The organism is Actinoplanes sp. CA-142083 (assembly GCF_050942195.1).
GTDB lineage: Bacteria > Actinomycetota > Actinomycetes > Mycobacteriales > Micromonosporaceae > Actinoplanes.
This window is the reverse complement of the sequence record NZ_CP192076.1, coordinates 7,684,663-7,699,010: the sequence shown is the minus strand read 5'-3', so window position 1 is coordinate 7,699,010 and position 14,348 is coordinate 7,684,663. Positions and strand designations below refer to the sequence as shown.

Here is a 14,348-nt window from a genome sequence, read left to right as displayed (position 1 = left end):
TGTCGGATGAAACCTCCGCAGCCAGGGTCGAGGGCTACGTCGCCCGATGCGTGTGGAACGGCGTTGTTAGATGTTGTCGCGTTGCTGGGCGGCAGCCCAGGCGGCGATTTGTGCGCGCGAGGTGAAGTCGAGCTTGGTCAAGATGTGCTCGACGTGGGTGTTCGCGGTGCGTCGGCCGATCACCAGCCGGTCGGCGATCTGCTGGTTGGTCATGCCGTCGGCGACCAGCACCGCGACCTCCCGCTCCCGCCGGGTCAGCGGCGCCCAGCCGGCTCGCTGCGCCGGGTTGCCGGCCGCGCTTGGCGTCTGCTCGTCGAGCGCGTAGTCGAGGCCCGCGGTCAGGTCCAGGGCGAGGCCGTCGGCGTAGGCGGTGTCGAAACCTTCGTCGCCCACTCCCGCCCGGGCCTGTTGCTCGACGTCTGCGCGGGCCGCGACCAGATCGGGCGAGCCGAGCCGAGGGCGGCCGACGGACTGCCAGAGCCGGTGCGCGACGCCGAGCAGCCGGGTGGCTCGTTCCGCCTCGCCGAGGGCGGCGGTGGCCCCGGCGAGCACGTCCATGGCCATCGCGCAGCCGGTGCTGTCGCCCAATTGCCGTTTGAAGCGCAGCGCGTCGCGGCTGTAGCCGACCGCCGCTCCCGGGTTACCGCGGCCCACTTCTGCGAGGGCGCGCATGTAGTCGGCGTACGAGCGTATCCAGCGCTCGCGGTACTCGTCGCACAGTGCCCAGGTCTGCTCGGTGACCGCGATGTCCCGGTCGAATTCCCCGGCGAACGCCAGCGCGATGCACTGCATGGTGAGCGCGATGAGCAGGCCGGTCGCCGGGTCGCCGCCGTTGCGGTGCAGGGTGGCGGACTCCTCGGCGAACGCCAGCGCGCCGGCCGGATCGCCCTGGAGAAGCGCGCACAGGCCGGAGACGTACTCGATCCAGCCGGCGGCCGTGGTGTCGCCCCGCGCCGCGGCGTGTGGCCGGCACTGCGCGAGCCGGGCCTCGGCAGCGTCCAGGTCGCCCTGCATCGCGGTCACCATTGCGGCGACCCAGAGCGCCTTGGTCAGCGCCTCACTTGGCGGGTGCGTTGGCGTGAGCAGCCGATCGAGGTAGTGCCGGCCCTCGCGCGGGTGTCCGCAGGCCATCCAGAAGTACAGCAGCGCCGCGGCCAGCTCGAGACCGGCGTGGTGTTCGGCCGGGTCGGCGAGGCAGAAATCCAGCGCGGCCATCAGGTTGGGCTGCTCCCGGCTGAGCTGCTCGTACCAGGCCACCTGATGGGGTCCGCACCACTCGGTGTCGAACCGCTTGGCCAGCCGCAGGTAGAAGTCGCGGTGCCGGCGCCGTAGCTGCCGCTCCTCGCCGCCGGCCCGGAGCAGGTCGAGGCCGTACTCTCGCAGGGTGTCGAGCAGCCGGTAGCGGGCGCCGGCCGGGTTCTCCTCGCAGAGCAGGATCGACTTGTCGACCAGGCCGGCTACCCGCTGCAGCACGTCGGTGCCGGGCAGCATCACGTCGGCGCATACCTGTTGCGCGGCGGCCAGATCGAAGTCCCCGGCGAACACCGACATCCGCGCCCACAGCAGACCCTCGGTCCGGGTGCAAAGGCCGTGGCTCCAGTCGATGGCGGTCCGCAGCGACTCGTGCCGTCCGGCCATCGGGCCGCCGCCGAGCAGCGTGAACCGGTCGGTGGCCTGGCCCTCGAGCAGCTCGGCGATCTGCTCTACCGGCAGCGCCCGGGTGCGCACGGCGGCGAGCTCGATGGCGAGAGGGATGCCGTCCAGCCCTCGGCACAGCGATGCCACCGAGGCCTGATTGGCCTCGGTCAGCGCGAAGCTCGGCGAGGCTGCGCGGGCCCGCTCGGCGAACAGCAACACGGCGGCGTCCGGCTCGCCGTCCACGGCGCCGGCGGCGGGCCGTTCGGGTTCGGGCACGGTCAGCGGGAGCAGCGGGAAGACGTGCTCGCCCTGCACCACCAGGGGCTGCCGGCTGGTCACCAGTACCTGCAGGGCCGGCGCCGCGCGCAGCAGCTCGTCGACCAGCTGCGCGCACCGGTCGGCGAGGTGCTCGCAGTTGTCCAGCACCAGTAGCAGTCGGCGCGACGCCAGATACTCTGCGAGCGACTCGGCCTGCGGGCGGGCCGACGGGTCACGCAGCCCCAGCGCCTGCGCCACGACCTCGGCTACCAGATCAGCCTGGGCGAGCAGGGACAGGTCGACCAGCCAGGCACCGTCCGGGAATGCCCGCTGCACCTCCGCCGCGACCCGCAGCACCGTACGGGTCTTGCCGACCCCGCCGACGCCGGTGACGGTGACCAGCCGCGACGCCGTCAGCAGCTGTTTCACGGCTGCCCGCTCATCCACTCGATCCACAAAGCTCGACACCTCGGCCGGCAGATTGCCCCGGCGCCGCTGCCCGTGTGTCGTCCTCTCCGCCACCAACCCTCCCCGGACACTCGCAGCATAGGTGCGGGCCCGCCGGGAAGCCGTGTTGTCATCCGGACGAGGGACACGGATGCATCCGGCCGTGGACGACCCGGGCAGGTCGCCATCGCTGCGATCCGACGCATCGGCGTTTCGTGTCGGCTTCGTCGGCGAAGGTCGGGACTGTCAGCCCGTCTCGGCGCAGGCGGTGACATCGGCGGACCCGGTCGGTGTATCAAACCCTCAGCCGGGTACTGCATGGTTCGCGAACCAGCATTTGCCGACGCTCCGATATGCCGCCCATCTGGAAAGACGCTACTGATGACACGTCGCGGGCCTGTTGTTGCCGCCTTGATGAACGTATGACCACCGGGCAGGCGATGTCCGGTGATGCCCCGGCCGGATTCGTTCACGCTGCGGTGATCATCCGTTCGGACCGAGCCCTGCATACGGTGCTGATTTCGGCCCTGAACCAGCTATTGCAGTCGGGCCAGCCAGTGCTGATGGTCGTCGGCGCGCCCACAGCGGCCCTGATCCGCGAGGGACTGCGAGCCGACGCCGGCCACCTGCAATGGGGCGATCCTGCACGCTTCTACCAGCGGCTCGGCTTCGCCTACGAAGGCTTCCGCCGCTTTCTGGCGGCCCAGCACGCGGCCGGGCAAGATATCTTGTCGTCGTGCATCACCGCGATGCTCCCATCCCTGCTGACGATCGCAAGAGAAGATATCGAAGAACGCCAGCCGATCTAGCACGCGATATCGCCAATTGAAGATCGGAGTACCAGTCCCGTGTTCGGCGCAAGTCATCCCATTGCTCTATCTGTACGGTCGCGTAAGCATGCGTGCTCACCGCCGGTGAGGTTATTTGCGCTCGACTGAAAGGGGGCTGATGGAGGGGCGCCTGGTTTGATGAGGCACGAGATAGTCAGCGGAAGGATGCATGTACGCGTTGAGGACGAAACCATCGGGATCGTAGTCACAGCGCGCACTGTCATGCCGCCGACCGTGCGTGGCGGCCGTGTAGAGGACATCACGCAGCGTTAGCGGGCCCGGGCCAGCTCGGCGCACGCTCATGCCGATGTCCGTACACGGCCAGGTCGTGATAGCAACTACGATCGTCGCTGTGAACCTTGCCGAGCGACTGCCTGACTGGACCGACTGGGATGGCGCAGCCTTCAAGCTCGGTCAGGCACTCGGTTGCTTTGGGGAAGGCGATTTCGCTGCGGTCAAAAGCGTCTTCTGGACGGACAATCGACTGGGCAACGGCCTCCACCAAGCCTTGATCGCCCTTGTAGAGGCCGGTCTGCTTGACCGCAGGGAAGAGCCCGATGAGCAGTTCCGCTGGCGTGCTGACCCGCTTGTAGCGACCGACGCCAGCGGAACTGTCGACTCCTGAGAGCTCGCCACGACGGTGGTCCAACGACCTCCGCCATGGGGACGCCGACGTCCGGATCCCGCCGATCGTGCGCGCCGAGGGCGGCCGTCACGCTTTGTACTGCCGGCGCTGGTTCGGCCTGGACATGCCAGTGACCGTGCGTTATTTCGTGGCGAGCTGTGAATCCTCTGCCTGGCTGCGCAGCCAAGCGGCCTTCGCCGCAGCGCGCTCCTCGTCGGCTCCTGCGGCTCGCAGGAGGTCCAGTGCCGGCCATGCGGAAATCGTCTCGGCCTGTGCTCCGACGACCACTCGGTAAAGAACGTCCCCGAGCACATCACCCAGTACTACTCGGTCGCTGCATGTCTTCCGTAGATTCGGCAGTGCCTCAAGATAGCCGCCGGCCAATCCTTCAACGGCAAGCCGATCGATCTGGGCGGTGACCCGCGCAGCTTCCGCGCGCTGTCTTCCATCGAGCTCGGGCTTCGGCATGCCACCACGATACGGCGCGTGGGGAATCTGGTGGCGGCCCGGAAACGCACTGTCATGTCGCTGGCATCGCGGATGGGCTACTTCATGGCGACCACGTACTGCCATCACCGCGGCGGCCAGGCGCCGCGGTGGGCGAGGCGATCCAGATAGTCGAGGAGTTTCACCTCGCTTCGAACCAGCCGCTCCCGCTCGAGTCTCGGGAGGTCGGCAAGTGCATCCGGAAGGTCTTCGCCACGCGGCACGCACACCATGGCACCCGAGTACTCGCGACAGCTGGAACACCAAGTCAATCCGATGCAGCGTTCATAGGAACTGTCGGACGGCGCATAGTGGCGGAACCTGTAGGAGCGGATCTCGCCGTCGCATACATTGCCGTGTGCGGGACGATTTGCGTGGATGGTGCTCACTTTGGACCACGTCCATGCAGCAGCCCTGCGTCCCATGACTCGATTTTGCCGCCCGGCAGCCGAGTTCCACCATCCGGATTTGCCGCGTCGCGAGCGAGCCAGTGCGCAGCGTCGAACCGCACTGCCTTTGGAAGCGACCGGCGGCGCGCCCCCATAGCGTTGCATTGGCTCCTGGGCGTTCGGTCGTCTGTTCCCGACCGCTATGGGCTGATCCCCTGCACTTGGCGGCCGTCCTCCAGGTAGCGCACCCGCTTTGTCTTCCACGCGGCACGTACTCGACGCCGGACCGGTCCGCTGAGCAAAGGCAGCGCCGCGTCGATCGGCAGGATCCGGCTTTCGGCAATCTCAACCGGTTGGATGATCACGGTAGCCAAGACGGCATCGTCGAAGACGCCGCAGTCGAAAAGGAAGCGCATACCACCCGGACGATTAGGTCGTGGCCGGAGGAAGTCAACGCATTTGAGTCGCCCCGTGGTGACGTCGAGGCCGCATTCTTCCCTGGTTTCACGGCGACATGCATCCCAGGGTGACTCGCCTATCTCGACAACCCCACCCGGGATCGTCCAGCCGCCCTTGTATGTCGGCTTCAGGATGAGTAATCGCCCCTTGCGGCCACGTACCAGCGCGGCGGCCGAGGCAGGGATGGTCGGGAGTGCGAACGACAGCTCGGATAGCTCACCGGCGTTGACGTCGCTCATGGAGACCATGTTAGATCCCGCGCGACCGATCGTCCGGATCTCCCGCTGATGTCGCGCAGCGCCTGCCCGCGTGGAATGCCCTGTGTCAGGGCTCTAGCTTGATGGCCGACGGGCGGTTGCGGGTACAGCGCCCGCAGGCGCAACCAAGGGTACGAGCCTGGGAGGCCAGGAATGTCGAAAGGGCTCCCGTTGCGTTGCGAGGTCCGTGGACACGCTGAGCTCGGCAGGACAGCCTGTCAGATCGCCTGAGCAAGTTCGGTGAACGCCGCGGCGACCCGCAGTGCGCGCCGGACGCCGACCGCCAGTTCGTAGTGGCCGCGGCGCAGATTCTGCAGGAAGGCGTGGCCGGCGATTACTACTTGCGTTGTCCGATCAGTCTGAAGTCCGCGCATCGGTCTGAGCCGGCGCTTGAGTTGACCGTGATCGGCTTCTATCGGATTGTTCGCGTACTGCTCGACATGGTGCCACGCCGCAGGTATCAGTTCGTCGAGCACGGCTGGATAGACCGGTGCGGCGTCGGTGACCACCTGCCTGGGAATTACCTTCAGCGTGCCGAGCGCTCGGGTGAAGAATCGGCGCGCCGCCGAGGCGTCTCGACGGATCGTGAGGAGCACGTCGATGACCTGGCCGCGCTGGTCGATGGCCCGGTAGACGTAGCGCCACGCGCCGTTGACTTTGACGTAGGTCTCGTCCACGTACCACCGGTCACCGGGCGCGTGCCGGACGAACCGGGCGGCGTCGAGCAGCAAAGGCGTGAACCGCTGCACCCACCGGTGGACGGTGACATGGTCGACCTCGATGCCGCGTTCGGCGAGCAGCTCCTCGACGTCGCGGTAGGACAGGCCATAGCGCAGGTACCAGCGCACTGCCACCACGATCACCTCGGCCGGGAAGTGGAACCCGGCGAACGCGGATCGAGGAGGAGACCAGGAACGGGACGGAGCAACGGACTTCACCGGTCAACACTGCCTGACCATCCGATCGGCCGATGCAACAGAGCGTTCCGCCAAGCCGGCGCTAGGCGCACACGGCCGATGAGCCTGGCCGGGATGGGCTGGCTCCGGCCGGCGGTCCGGCCGCGACCATAACCATTACAGTCGGATTCGTGAGCGCAGATCAGGGTCTTGTCCGGGTGTCCGATTCGTTCGGCGTACGCCGTACCCGAGCCGGATCGATCATCGGGGATGACGGGACAAACTATCAGGTCAAGTGGGATGACACCGATGAGGAAGAGCTTGTCCCGCGGGGCGCCGGCGTTCACGTCGCGACGAGGGGTTCGCTGCGTTTCCTGGCTCTGTCCGACTCCCGGCTGTTCCACGCCGTCTTCGCCCAAGAGCCCCTCGCGGTGGTTCTCCACCTGTTGGCCGAGTCGTCGGTCCCGCTTAAGGTGCGAGAGATCCGGGAGCGTCTGGCCGAGCTCGGTCTCCGGAACGAGACCTGGGCCCGGCACGGGCCCCGCGCGCTGGCGGTTCTGCCCAAGTGGCCAAATGTCGTCCGACGGCAGAAGGGCGACACTCTGGCCTACGCCTGGGTGGGGGACGACCTTCCCGAACTCCCGTCAGAGGCCGAGCCTGACCCGGAGCCGGCACCTACGCCCGCGCCTGTGTCGAAGCCCGCTCTTTCTCCCGCCAAGCCGATCGCGGCTCCGACACCGGCCGAACCGGCGGTGCCGTCCGCCGAGCGCCTTCGGCGCCAGATGAGCGCCGCGCGGAGCCTCGGCGAGGTCGCTCGCCTGCTCACGCTCCCGAGAGAGTTCGTGGCTGAGTTGTCACCGGAGGTGGTCGCCTCCGCGCTGCGCCGGGTCGCCGCTGAGGATCGGCTGGTCGCGGGCTGGCTCGACGCCCTGATCGCCTCCGGGCCGATCGGTGCGCTGACCGAGGAACTGGCGACGGCCCGGGCGGCGAACGCCGCACTCCAGAGCCGGGTCGATGAGCTGGAGGAGTGGTGGGCGGCCCTTGAGCAGAGCACCGATCCGGGCGCCGCAATCCGTCAGCCGGGTAGCTGAGGAGCTTCTGGTGCGCCGGCTCGGAAGTGCGCAGGTAGGGCGATCCGCACCGGCCGGAGTCGGTGTCCTGCCATGGGCTGTTCAGCGTGGGTAGGTCGCTGAGCGTGGGCCGAGGTCGCTTGTCGACGCGACCATGCGTCAGGTGATACAGCGTCGTCATGATCGGTGTCCTGATCGACCAGCGTGCGACATGTGTGGTCACTGTCTCGCGTAGATGCCGTAGCTCGCTTTGAAGGTTGGCGTCCACGCCAGTCTCGTCCTCTCGGGTTCGACGAACATAGATTCCTACGGCTCGGCGTTCGCTGGTACCGCTGCCTATCCTTCGTGCGCTCCAGCGCGGAAAGGGCGGTGGTTTTGAGCTGTCGCTACTCGTTTCAGGGCGGAGTCATTCGTGCGGCCGATTTCGAGCCAGTGACGAGTGACACCTATGTCCGCTCACGGGAGTCGGGCGGATTGTCTGCGGGTGATGGGCTTCGTAGTCGCGCGCCAGGCGTCGGCATGCGGCGAGTCACGCGAGACGCGTGAGGTGGTCGTCATCATCCGCGATTTACAACAAGGGGTCGCAGGTTCAAATCCTGTCAGCCCGACGTTGTCAAAGGCCAGCTCAGCTGGCCTTTTTCATTTCCCGCCGTGAATGCCCCCGGATCTCCGCGACACGCATTTTTGCCCGGACGTGCGTACGGTTTACCGGGTCGTCGTTGATCGCGTCCTTCCTGTCAGCCTGTGGGGAAATGTCGCGTCCGGCCTCCACGTGAGCGCATGGATTGTGAAAGTGGCGTTGAACAGGAATTCCGTCCCACGATCTTCCGGCCATCGGCGTGTGGTTGCGATCTTGAGTATCGCGGTTGTTCGATGTCCATTCTGGATGATCGCGACACATCGGTGACACGAACGCCCGTACGGTGATCATGGTTCGGCCGCCCCGGTGCGGGCCGTAGGCGATGGCCCGGCGAATGGCTGCTGACTGCCTTCCAGCGGGCGGGCTTGGTTGGCTACCGGTGCCTGTCTCGGTCCTCGTGGCGGCGGCTCGAACCGTGTCCCGGGCAAGGTGCAGATCACCCTTGCGGTTGTTCTGGCCATGACTTCATGATCCTGCTCGGTGGCGGGCCGCGGAAGTGGTCTCCGGTGGTCCCGGGGACTGTCGCCTTTGTGGCGCTGAATGCCAGCCTTTGGCGATGCCGGCGTTGGAGTGGGGCGGGGACCAGGTGGCGGGTGGATCCGGGCGTCTCCTTCACGGATGCCCAGACGAGACGCGAAAGGAGTCCGGCTTGGCCGCCGGAGCGGTGGTCACGTTAGCCCTACCGTTGCTGGGGTGGTAGCCGTATGGATCCGGCGCACCCGCTTGCTGACACTGAGCGCATGATGGCTGACGTCCTGGTAGGCCTGCGAGCCGTGATCCTCGGCCCGGACCAGGCACCGGCACGGCGACGCGGTGACGCGGTGCTGTGGCCGGTGCTCGCCGTGGCCGTCATGGGTTATGTCCTGGTCGGGTTGAGTGGTGTCCGGCTCGACGTGGCGCCGCCGCTGGTCCGCGCCTTGCTCGCCGTGGCGGCGGCGGGACCGGTGGCGCTGCTGTACGGCAGCCCGCTCATCGCCTGGCGGCTCGGAGTTCTCGCCACCCTCGTGACGATCCCGGTCGAGGTGGCACCGGGCGGGCTGGCGTGGCCGTGGCACCCAGTGCAGTTACTGATCGTTCCGGCCACCGTCTTCGCCGTGGCGCTGCGGCACCGCACGACCGTCGTGGCGTGGGTAGCCGTTCTGTCATGCCCGGCGATGCTCGCCCGGGTGCCAACTCAGGACGCGGCCACCATCATCGTCGGGATAACGCTGCTCGCCGTAACCGGCGTCCAGGTCCGCCGCCGGGTCACGGCACGGCGTACGGCCGAGCAGACCCGGCGGGCGCTGCTGGAGCAGCGGACCTCGATAGCTCGGGAACTGCATGACGTGGTCGGACACCACATGTCACTCATCGCAGTCCGCGCCGAATCGGCGCCGTACCGGCTGCTCAGCCGACCGGAGAACCAGCCATCGGAGTTCGCCGCCATAGCCGACGCCTCCCGTGAGGCGCTCAACGACATGCGCCGCCTGGTCGGCGCACTCCGGACCGGCGACCGACCGGCCGGCATCGGCGGTCTGCGCGCATTGGCCGACACTGCCAAGTCGGCCGGCCTGCAGGTCTCCGCTGACCTCGACCCCGCCATCGAGCAAAGCGCCATTCCCGCCGCCCCAGGACTCGCCGTGTATCGCCTCGTGCAGGAAGCCCTCTCGAACGCGGCCCGCCACGCCCCAGGCAGCACAGTCCAGATCACCGCCCACCTCGTCAACGACGGCGTACGAGTCGGGGTCCGTAACACTGCAGCCACCCGTCCCGACCGACCAAATCCGGATCACGCCCGGACGGCCGGCAACGGCCTGACTGGCATGCATGAGCGAGTCAAGGCCCTGGGCGGCACGCTCAACACCGGCCCGACCTGCGACGGCGGCTACCGGGTGGACGCCGTCATCCCGTTACCCCAACAAGCCGCCACTCATCGCTGAACTGCATATCACTGCAAGCCGGTGGGCGGCTGCCGGGAGGCGGCGCATCCTTGAACCGACCAGGCGCTGTTGCGTTGCGAGTTCAGCGGACGCTGGAGGCTCAGCCGGGGCTGGCGTCAGATCGCTTCGGCGAGTTCGGTGAATGCAGTGGCGACCGGCAACCCAGTTTGGGCGTCGAAGGCGGGCTCGTATTGTCCGCGGCGCAGATTCTGGACCTCAATGCCGCGTTCGGCGATGAGTTCCTCGACGTCGCGGTAGGACAGGCCATAGCGCAGGCAACAGCCCAGTGCCCCTCGGCCGGCCCGTCAGGCGGCCTTCACGAAGTACTGTGCCGCCGATCCGTTGCAGTCCCAGATCTGCAGTCGCGCGCCGTCCGCTGTCGATCCTGCCGGGGAGTCCAGGCACTTGTTGGAGTTCGGGTTGCGCAACCGGTTACCTTCCTGGACCCAGTTCTGTGCGCCGCTGCCGTTGCAGTCCCAGAGCTGCACCTTCGTGCCGTTGGCCGTACCCGCGTTGGCGACGTCGAGGCACCGGCCCAACGTCCGCAGGGTCTGGCCGTCCCAGCTCCACTGCTGGTCCTTCGAAAGAGAAGGCCCCTGGCACGTCCACAGCTGCACGGCCGCGCCATTGCCGCCCGTGTCGTTTCCGGCCACGTCCACGCACTTGCCGCCCGGCCCGTTGATCTGCGTCGCGGGTCCGCCCGTGGAAGGCGGCGTCGTGCCCCCGCCGTCCTGGTAGTAGCGCACGTAGTCGATCGATGCGGTGAGCGGGAACTGGCTCTGCACGGGGTTCTGTCCGGGGTACGTGCCGCCGAGCGCCAGGTTGAAGATGAGGTGGAACGGCTTGCGGAACTCCTCCAGGGTCGCGGGCGTCGTGTCGATCACGTGCGTTTGCACACCGTCGATGTACCAGCGGATCTGCGCGGCCGTCCACTCGATCGCATAGATGTGGAAGGCCGCGGCGTTGTTGACGGCGGGGTTCGCGACGTAGTTGGCGTTCTGACCCGCTGTCCACGGGAACACGCCGGTCCGGAGATCCCAGAAGATGTTGTTCGTAACGGTCGCGTTCGCGTTCGCGTGTTCCATGATGTCGACCTCGCCGCAACTGGCCCAGTTGGTGGGCAGGCGGTCGTAGTAGGTCTGCGCCGGGTTGTAGGCGCTCGTGGACGTCTCGTCGCACGAGTCACCGAGCATCCAGAAAGCCGGCCACGAGCCGGTGGCGGTCGGGAGCGCCATGCGCGCCTCGATGCGGCCGTACTGGAAGGACTTCTTCGTGTCCGTCGTCATGCGGCACGACGTCTGGTAGAAGTTGCGGCCGTTGACCGTGATGGGCGTCGTGAGCCAGTTGGCGCGCATCACGAGGTTGCCGCCGGACTGCGTGCAGTTCTCGGGGCGGTACCACTCCCACTCGCCGTTGCCCCAGCCGTCGAAAGCATTGAGGCCGGGGTTGAGGCCGTTGCCGACGTTGTAGTTCCAGTTGGCGCTGCTGGGCGCGCCGGACCCGTTGAACTCGTCGGCCCACACGAGGTTCCACGCGGCGTGTGCGGGCTGCTGCTGGACGACCGCGCTGCCGACGAGTGCAATGACGGACGCGGCGAGGATGACCATGAGGCGCCGGCAGCTGCGTGACAGCGCCCGGTCCGCGAAACCTGCATTCATTGTCACGGAGAACGTCCTCTCGTACGGAGTGGTTCGATCTACTGCGACGAGCGAAATGAGGCGCGTTTCTGTAAACATTATTACGTAAATATTGCCAACTGTCGATGTGACGGGGCGGCCGCGCGCCGCGGTGCCGGTCGCGACGCGAGGGGGTGCCGGGGCCTGGTCAACCGGGGTCGGGCATGCGCCGGCCCCGCGTGGCTGGACGGCCGGTGAGGGCCGCAACGCCGACCGCGGTCGCGAGCAACGCGGCACTGCCGGCGATGTCGAGCAGGTAGTGGTTGCCGGTGGTCAGCACGACTGCCGCCATGACGAGCGGAAATCCCCACGCCAGCAGCGCCGGCCGCGGGTGCGTGGCACGCAGCGCCGCCCACACCGCGTACGCACACCACGCCGACCATCCCACGTGCATGCTGGGCATGGCCGAGAAGTGGTTCTGTCCGTTGGCGAGGTCCCTCGATGCGGTGCTGCCGAACAGGTCGTGCTCGGCGACGATGTCGACGATGCCGGGCAACGCGAACCGCGGAGGCGACACGGGCAGCGCCCAGAAGACCGGCAGCACCAGGAACATCATCGCCAGCAGGGTCCGGCGGACCTGGCCGTACACCTCGGTGTGCCGGACATAGACCCACACCAGCACGGCGAGCAGCACGGCGTAGTACAGCCGGTAGAAGCACACCGCCGCCGGGATCAGCGTCGGATGCCCGGCGAGCCACCGGTTCGCTGTCAGCTCGATGTTCAGGTGCAGGACACCCTCGACGGACTGAAGCTGCCGCGCGTGGGCGGTGGCGGCAGCGCGGCTCGTGCCGGCGGCCGCGTGCAGACGCGTGAAGAGCAGAAATGCCGACACCAACAAGACCATTTCCACCAGTACGGCGACGCGCCGTCGGCTCATGGCGTCACCGTGACCCGCTGCCCGCCCGAGCCGATCGTCTGTGAACGTTTCTGAGCTTCTTGCTTCGCCTCGTGGCACGCCCCGACAGACATCGGTTACCCCTTCTCCATGAAGCTCTGGAGTCGCCGAACGGCGATACTTCCCCGTCCACTGGTCGCGGCGCTCGGCGTAGCCGCCATCCTTCTCGGCGGTTTGGCGCTGCCCCGGCCGGCGTCGGCCGCAACAACGCTGATCTACACAACGTTCAAGGGGGACGGAGCGGCGGACCAGGAGCTGTGGGTGTACCAGTCGACCAACGGCGGCACCAGCTACAGCGTCCTGTACGACACGAATTTCCGTGGCCCGACCGGAGTGCTCCGTGATCCGAGTGTCATCAAGCGGGGCAACACCTACTACGTCGCGTACACCTGGCAGTCGTGGACGACCAATTCCACCTACTTCGCCGTGGCCCGCAGCACGGACCTCCTCAACTGGACGAACATCGCCACCGTCTCCTCCGGGATCGGCAGCACTCGGTTCACCTGGGCACCCGAGTTCTTCATCGATGGCAGCACGGTACGGATCATTGCGAGCGTCGCTCAGACGACCTGCTCCAACTGCTTCCGCCCGTATGTCTACACGGCGCAGGATTCCGCCCTCACCTCGTGGAGCGGGCCGCAGCAGATGTCGGGACTAGGTTTCAACCACATCGATACCTACGTTGTGAAGTCCGGCAGCACCTGGCACGCGTTCGCCAAGAACGAGACCACGAAGTACATCGAGCACTGGACGACCACGTCGAGCCTCACCAGTGGCTGGATCAACCGGGGCACGCTATGGAGCTCCGGTTACGAGGGCCCGTCGCTGGTCCGTCTGGATGATGGCCGGTACCGCATCTACGTCGATAAGTACACCAATGGCGGCCTCTGGACAGCGACGAGCTCGGACCTCAACTCCTGGACCGGCCTGAGCGCCGTCGGCTGCTCCGGCTGCCGCCACGGCACGGCGACACCGAAGTAATCCATGAGGTGCCCGGCCGACAACCCGCCTGGCGACAGCGGTCCGTACGCCGCCGACACCCTCTGTCCACACCGGCAAGGAAGGGCGACCTTTAGCAAACGGTACGTCCTCGCGGCGCACCTCGGCGTGGCCGGCATTAAGGGCCCGGTGACTGCGACGGCCCGATCGCGGGCCGCCTTGAATACGTACAGAAACTTTGAACAGCTAATCGGCGTGTGAGAACTTTCCATACATCTTCAAGGCGCCGGGCCCGGGGATCGGCGCTGCCGCCTTCGGCTCCGCGCCGACCCCGGCCGCGCAGACCGCAACCTCGGCCGTACGCGACGCAGCCCTCCGTCATCAGATGTACTGGCTGACGGACGGCTGCGGATGACTACACCCGATAGAAGGCCTACCGAGCGCCGAGTCGGTCACATAGCGTTATGCCATGCTCAACGTTGTGTTTTTAATGGTCCAAAGTGCACCCACTGAGCCGATTCGACCCGTCAACACCGACTCGAGCGATCTGGCGACGATCATGGTTAGTGCCATCAATGCGAGGGTGCTCGGCCCAGCATCCCGCGAGGTGGGCGCCGAAGCGAAAAAGGCAGAGATCTTAAGCTCTGAGTCAGAGCCGTTCACGTTCCAGTGCACGATCAGCTGCTCGGAAGCCACGGTCGAGAAAATCCGCGAACTAGAGCGCGCGGGTGCGGAGGGCCTCGATGAGTTCGATCTGCCGATGACCTTGTCGGACATAGTCACCGAGGAGCTTAGCGAAGCTGTGGGCGACTCGGATGCAGAGTTTGTCGTGTCGATCGTTTCTGTGACGTCCGAGGATCGGCAGGGTGGCGCGCCATCTGACCATTGACGCGCACCGACGGACAGTCTGAGAGGGGCCTCCGG

The 14,348-nt window shown here is 67.0% G+C and carries 12 protein-coding genes; 6 read left to right on the top strand and 6 right to left on the bottom strand.

Annotated features, from left to right (window positions below; all coding sequences use genetic code 11):
- Window positions 1-66 precede the first annotated feature (66 nt).
- Window positions 67-2,325 carry an ATP-binding protein gene (locus ACQPZX_RS35115; RefSeq protein WP_433365071.1) on the bottom strand — a complete coding sequence of 753 codons (2,259 nt, stop codon included), beginning with the start codon at window positions 2,323-2,325 and terminating at the stop codon, window positions 67-69.
- A gap of 440 nt (window positions 2,326-2,765) precedes the next feature.
- Here ACQPZX_RS35115 and ACQPZX_RS35110 point away from each other — a divergent pair, with 440 nt between their 5' ends.
- Together ACQPZX_RS35110 and ACQPZX_RS35105 are read left to right on the top strand one after the other, a co-directional pair.
- Entirely contained in the window at window positions 2,766-3,152 is a 387-nt protein-coding gene (locus ACQPZX_RS35110; RefSeq protein ID WP_433365068.1) for a hypothetical protein, read from the top strand.
- A gap of 373 nt (window positions 3,153-3,525) precedes the next feature.
- Window positions 3,526-3,798, top strand: coding sequence for a hypothetical protein (locus tag ACQPZX_RS35105; protein ID WP_433365066.1), 273 nt, complete (start codon window positions 3,526-3,528; stop codon window positions 3,796-3,798).
- Window positions 3,799-3,939: 141 nt separating this feature from the next.
- Here ACQPZX_RS35105 and ACQPZX_RS35100 read toward each other — a convergent pair whose 3' ends face one another.
- The 3 genes from ACQPZX_RS35100 to ACQPZX_RS35090 all read right to left on the bottom strand — a co-directional run bounded on the left by ACQPZX_RS35100 (window position 3,940) and on the right by ACQPZX_RS35090 (window position 6,327).
- On the bottom strand, window positions 3,940-4,266 hold the full coding sequence (locus ACQPZX_RS35100; RefSeq protein ID WP_433365063.1) for a hypothetical protein: 327 nt from the start codon (window positions 4,264-4,266) through the stop codon (window positions 3,940-3,942).
- A gap of 607 nt (window positions 4,267-4,873) precedes the next feature.
- Complete coding sequence (locus ACQPZX_RS35095) at window positions 4,874-5,371, bottom strand: NUDIX domain-containing protein (RefSeq protein ID WP_433365060.1); 498 nt, start codon at window positions 5,369-5,371, stop codon at window positions 4,874-4,876.
- 236 nt (window positions 5,372-5,607) lie between these two features.
- Window positions 5,608-6,327 (bottom strand): IS6 family transposase, encoded by a 720-nt coding sequence (locus ACQPZX_RS35090; protein ID WP_433365057.1) that lies wholly within the window; start codon window positions 6,325-6,327, stop codon window positions 5,608-5,610.
- Window positions 6,328-6,476: 149 nt separating this feature from the next.
- Here ACQPZX_RS35090 and ACQPZX_RS35085 point away from each other — a divergent pair, with 149 nt between their 5' ends.
- Together ACQPZX_RS35085 and ACQPZX_RS35080 are read left to right on the top strand one after the other, a co-directional pair.
- Window positions 6,477-7,376, top strand: a complete 900-nt coding sequence (locus tag ACQPZX_RS35085) for a hypothetical protein (protein ID WP_433365054.1) — start codon at window positions 6,477-6,479, stop codon at window positions 7,374-7,376.
- 1,359 nt (window positions 7,377-8,735) lie between these two features.
- Window positions 8,736-9,914, top strand: a complete 1,179-nt coding sequence (locus ACQPZX_RS35080; RefSeq protein WP_433365052.1) for a sensor histidine kinase — start codon at window positions 8,736-8,738, stop codon at window positions 9,912-9,914.
- A 305-nt stretch (window positions 9,915-10,219) separates the two neighbouring features.
- Here ACQPZX_RS35080 and ACQPZX_RS35075 read toward each other — a convergent pair whose 3' ends face one another.
- Both ACQPZX_RS35075 and ACQPZX_RS35070 read right to left on the bottom strand, forming a co-directional pair.
- Window positions 10,220-11,572, bottom strand: a complete 1,353-nt coding sequence (locus ACQPZX_RS35075; protein ID WP_433385581.1) for a ricin-type beta-trefoil lectin domain protein — start codon at window positions 11,570-11,572, stop codon at window positions 10,220-10,222.
- Between the two features lie 166 nt (window positions 11,573-11,738).
- Window positions 11,739-12,467: a phosphatase PAP2 family protein gene (locus ACQPZX_RS35070; RefSeq protein WP_433365049.1), complete on the bottom strand. Its 729-nt coding sequence runs from the start codon at window positions 12,465-12,467 to the stop codon at window positions 11,739-11,741.
- Between the two features lie 108 nt (window positions 12,468-12,575).
- On the opposite strand from ACQPZX_RS35070, the gene ACQPZX_RS35065 reads away from it, so the two are divergent.
- Entirely contained in the window at window positions 12,576-13,466 is an 891-nt protein-coding gene (locus ACQPZX_RS35065; protein WP_433365046.1) for a family 43 glycosylhydrolase, read from the top strand.
- A 427-nt stretch (window positions 13,467-13,893) separates the two neighbouring features.
- Window positions 13,894-14,313, top strand: a complete 420-nt coding sequence (locus ACQPZX_RS35060; protein ID WP_433365043.1) for a hypothetical protein — start codon at window positions 13,894-13,896, stop codon at window positions 14,311-14,313.
- Window positions 14,314-14,348: the final 35 nt, after the last annotated feature.

Excerpts from the sequence above, each read along its gene's own strand:
- ACQPZX_RS35065 (WP_433365046.1), top strand. The coding sequence starts at position 12,576 with ATGAAGCTCTGGAGTCGCCGAACGGCGATACTTCCCCGTCCACTGGTC.
- ACQPZX_RS35100 (WP_433365063.1), bottom strand. The coding sequence starts at position 4,266 with ATGCCGAAGCCCGAGCTCGATGGAAGACAGCGCGCGGAAGCTGCGCGG.
- ACQPZX_RS35095 (WP_433365060.1), bottom strand. The coding sequence starts at position 5,371 with ATGAGCGACGTCAACGCCGGTGAGCTATCCGAGCTGTCGTTCGCACTC.
- ACQPZX_RS35075 (WP_433385581.1), bottom strand. The coding sequence starts at position 11,572 with ATGAATGCAGGTTTCGCGGACCGGGCGCTGTCACGCAGCTGCCGGCGC.
- ACQPZX_RS35110 (WP_433365068.1), top strand. The coding sequence starts at position 2,766 with ATGACCACCGGGCAGGCGATGTCCGGTGATGCCCCGGCCGGATTCGTT.
- ACQPZX_RS35080 (WP_433365052.1), top strand. The coding sequence starts at position 8,736 with ATGATGGCTGACGTCCTGGTAGGCCTGCGAGCCGTGATCCTCGGCCCG.
- ACQPZX_RS35070 (WP_433365049.1), bottom strand. The coding sequence starts at position 12,467 with ATGAGCCGACGGCGCGTCGCCGTACTGGTGGAAATGGTCTTGTTGGTG.
- ACQPZX_RS35060 (WP_433365043.1), top strand. The coding sequence starts at position 13,894 with ATGCTCAACGTTGTGTTTTTAATGGTCCAAAGTGCACCCACTGAGCCG.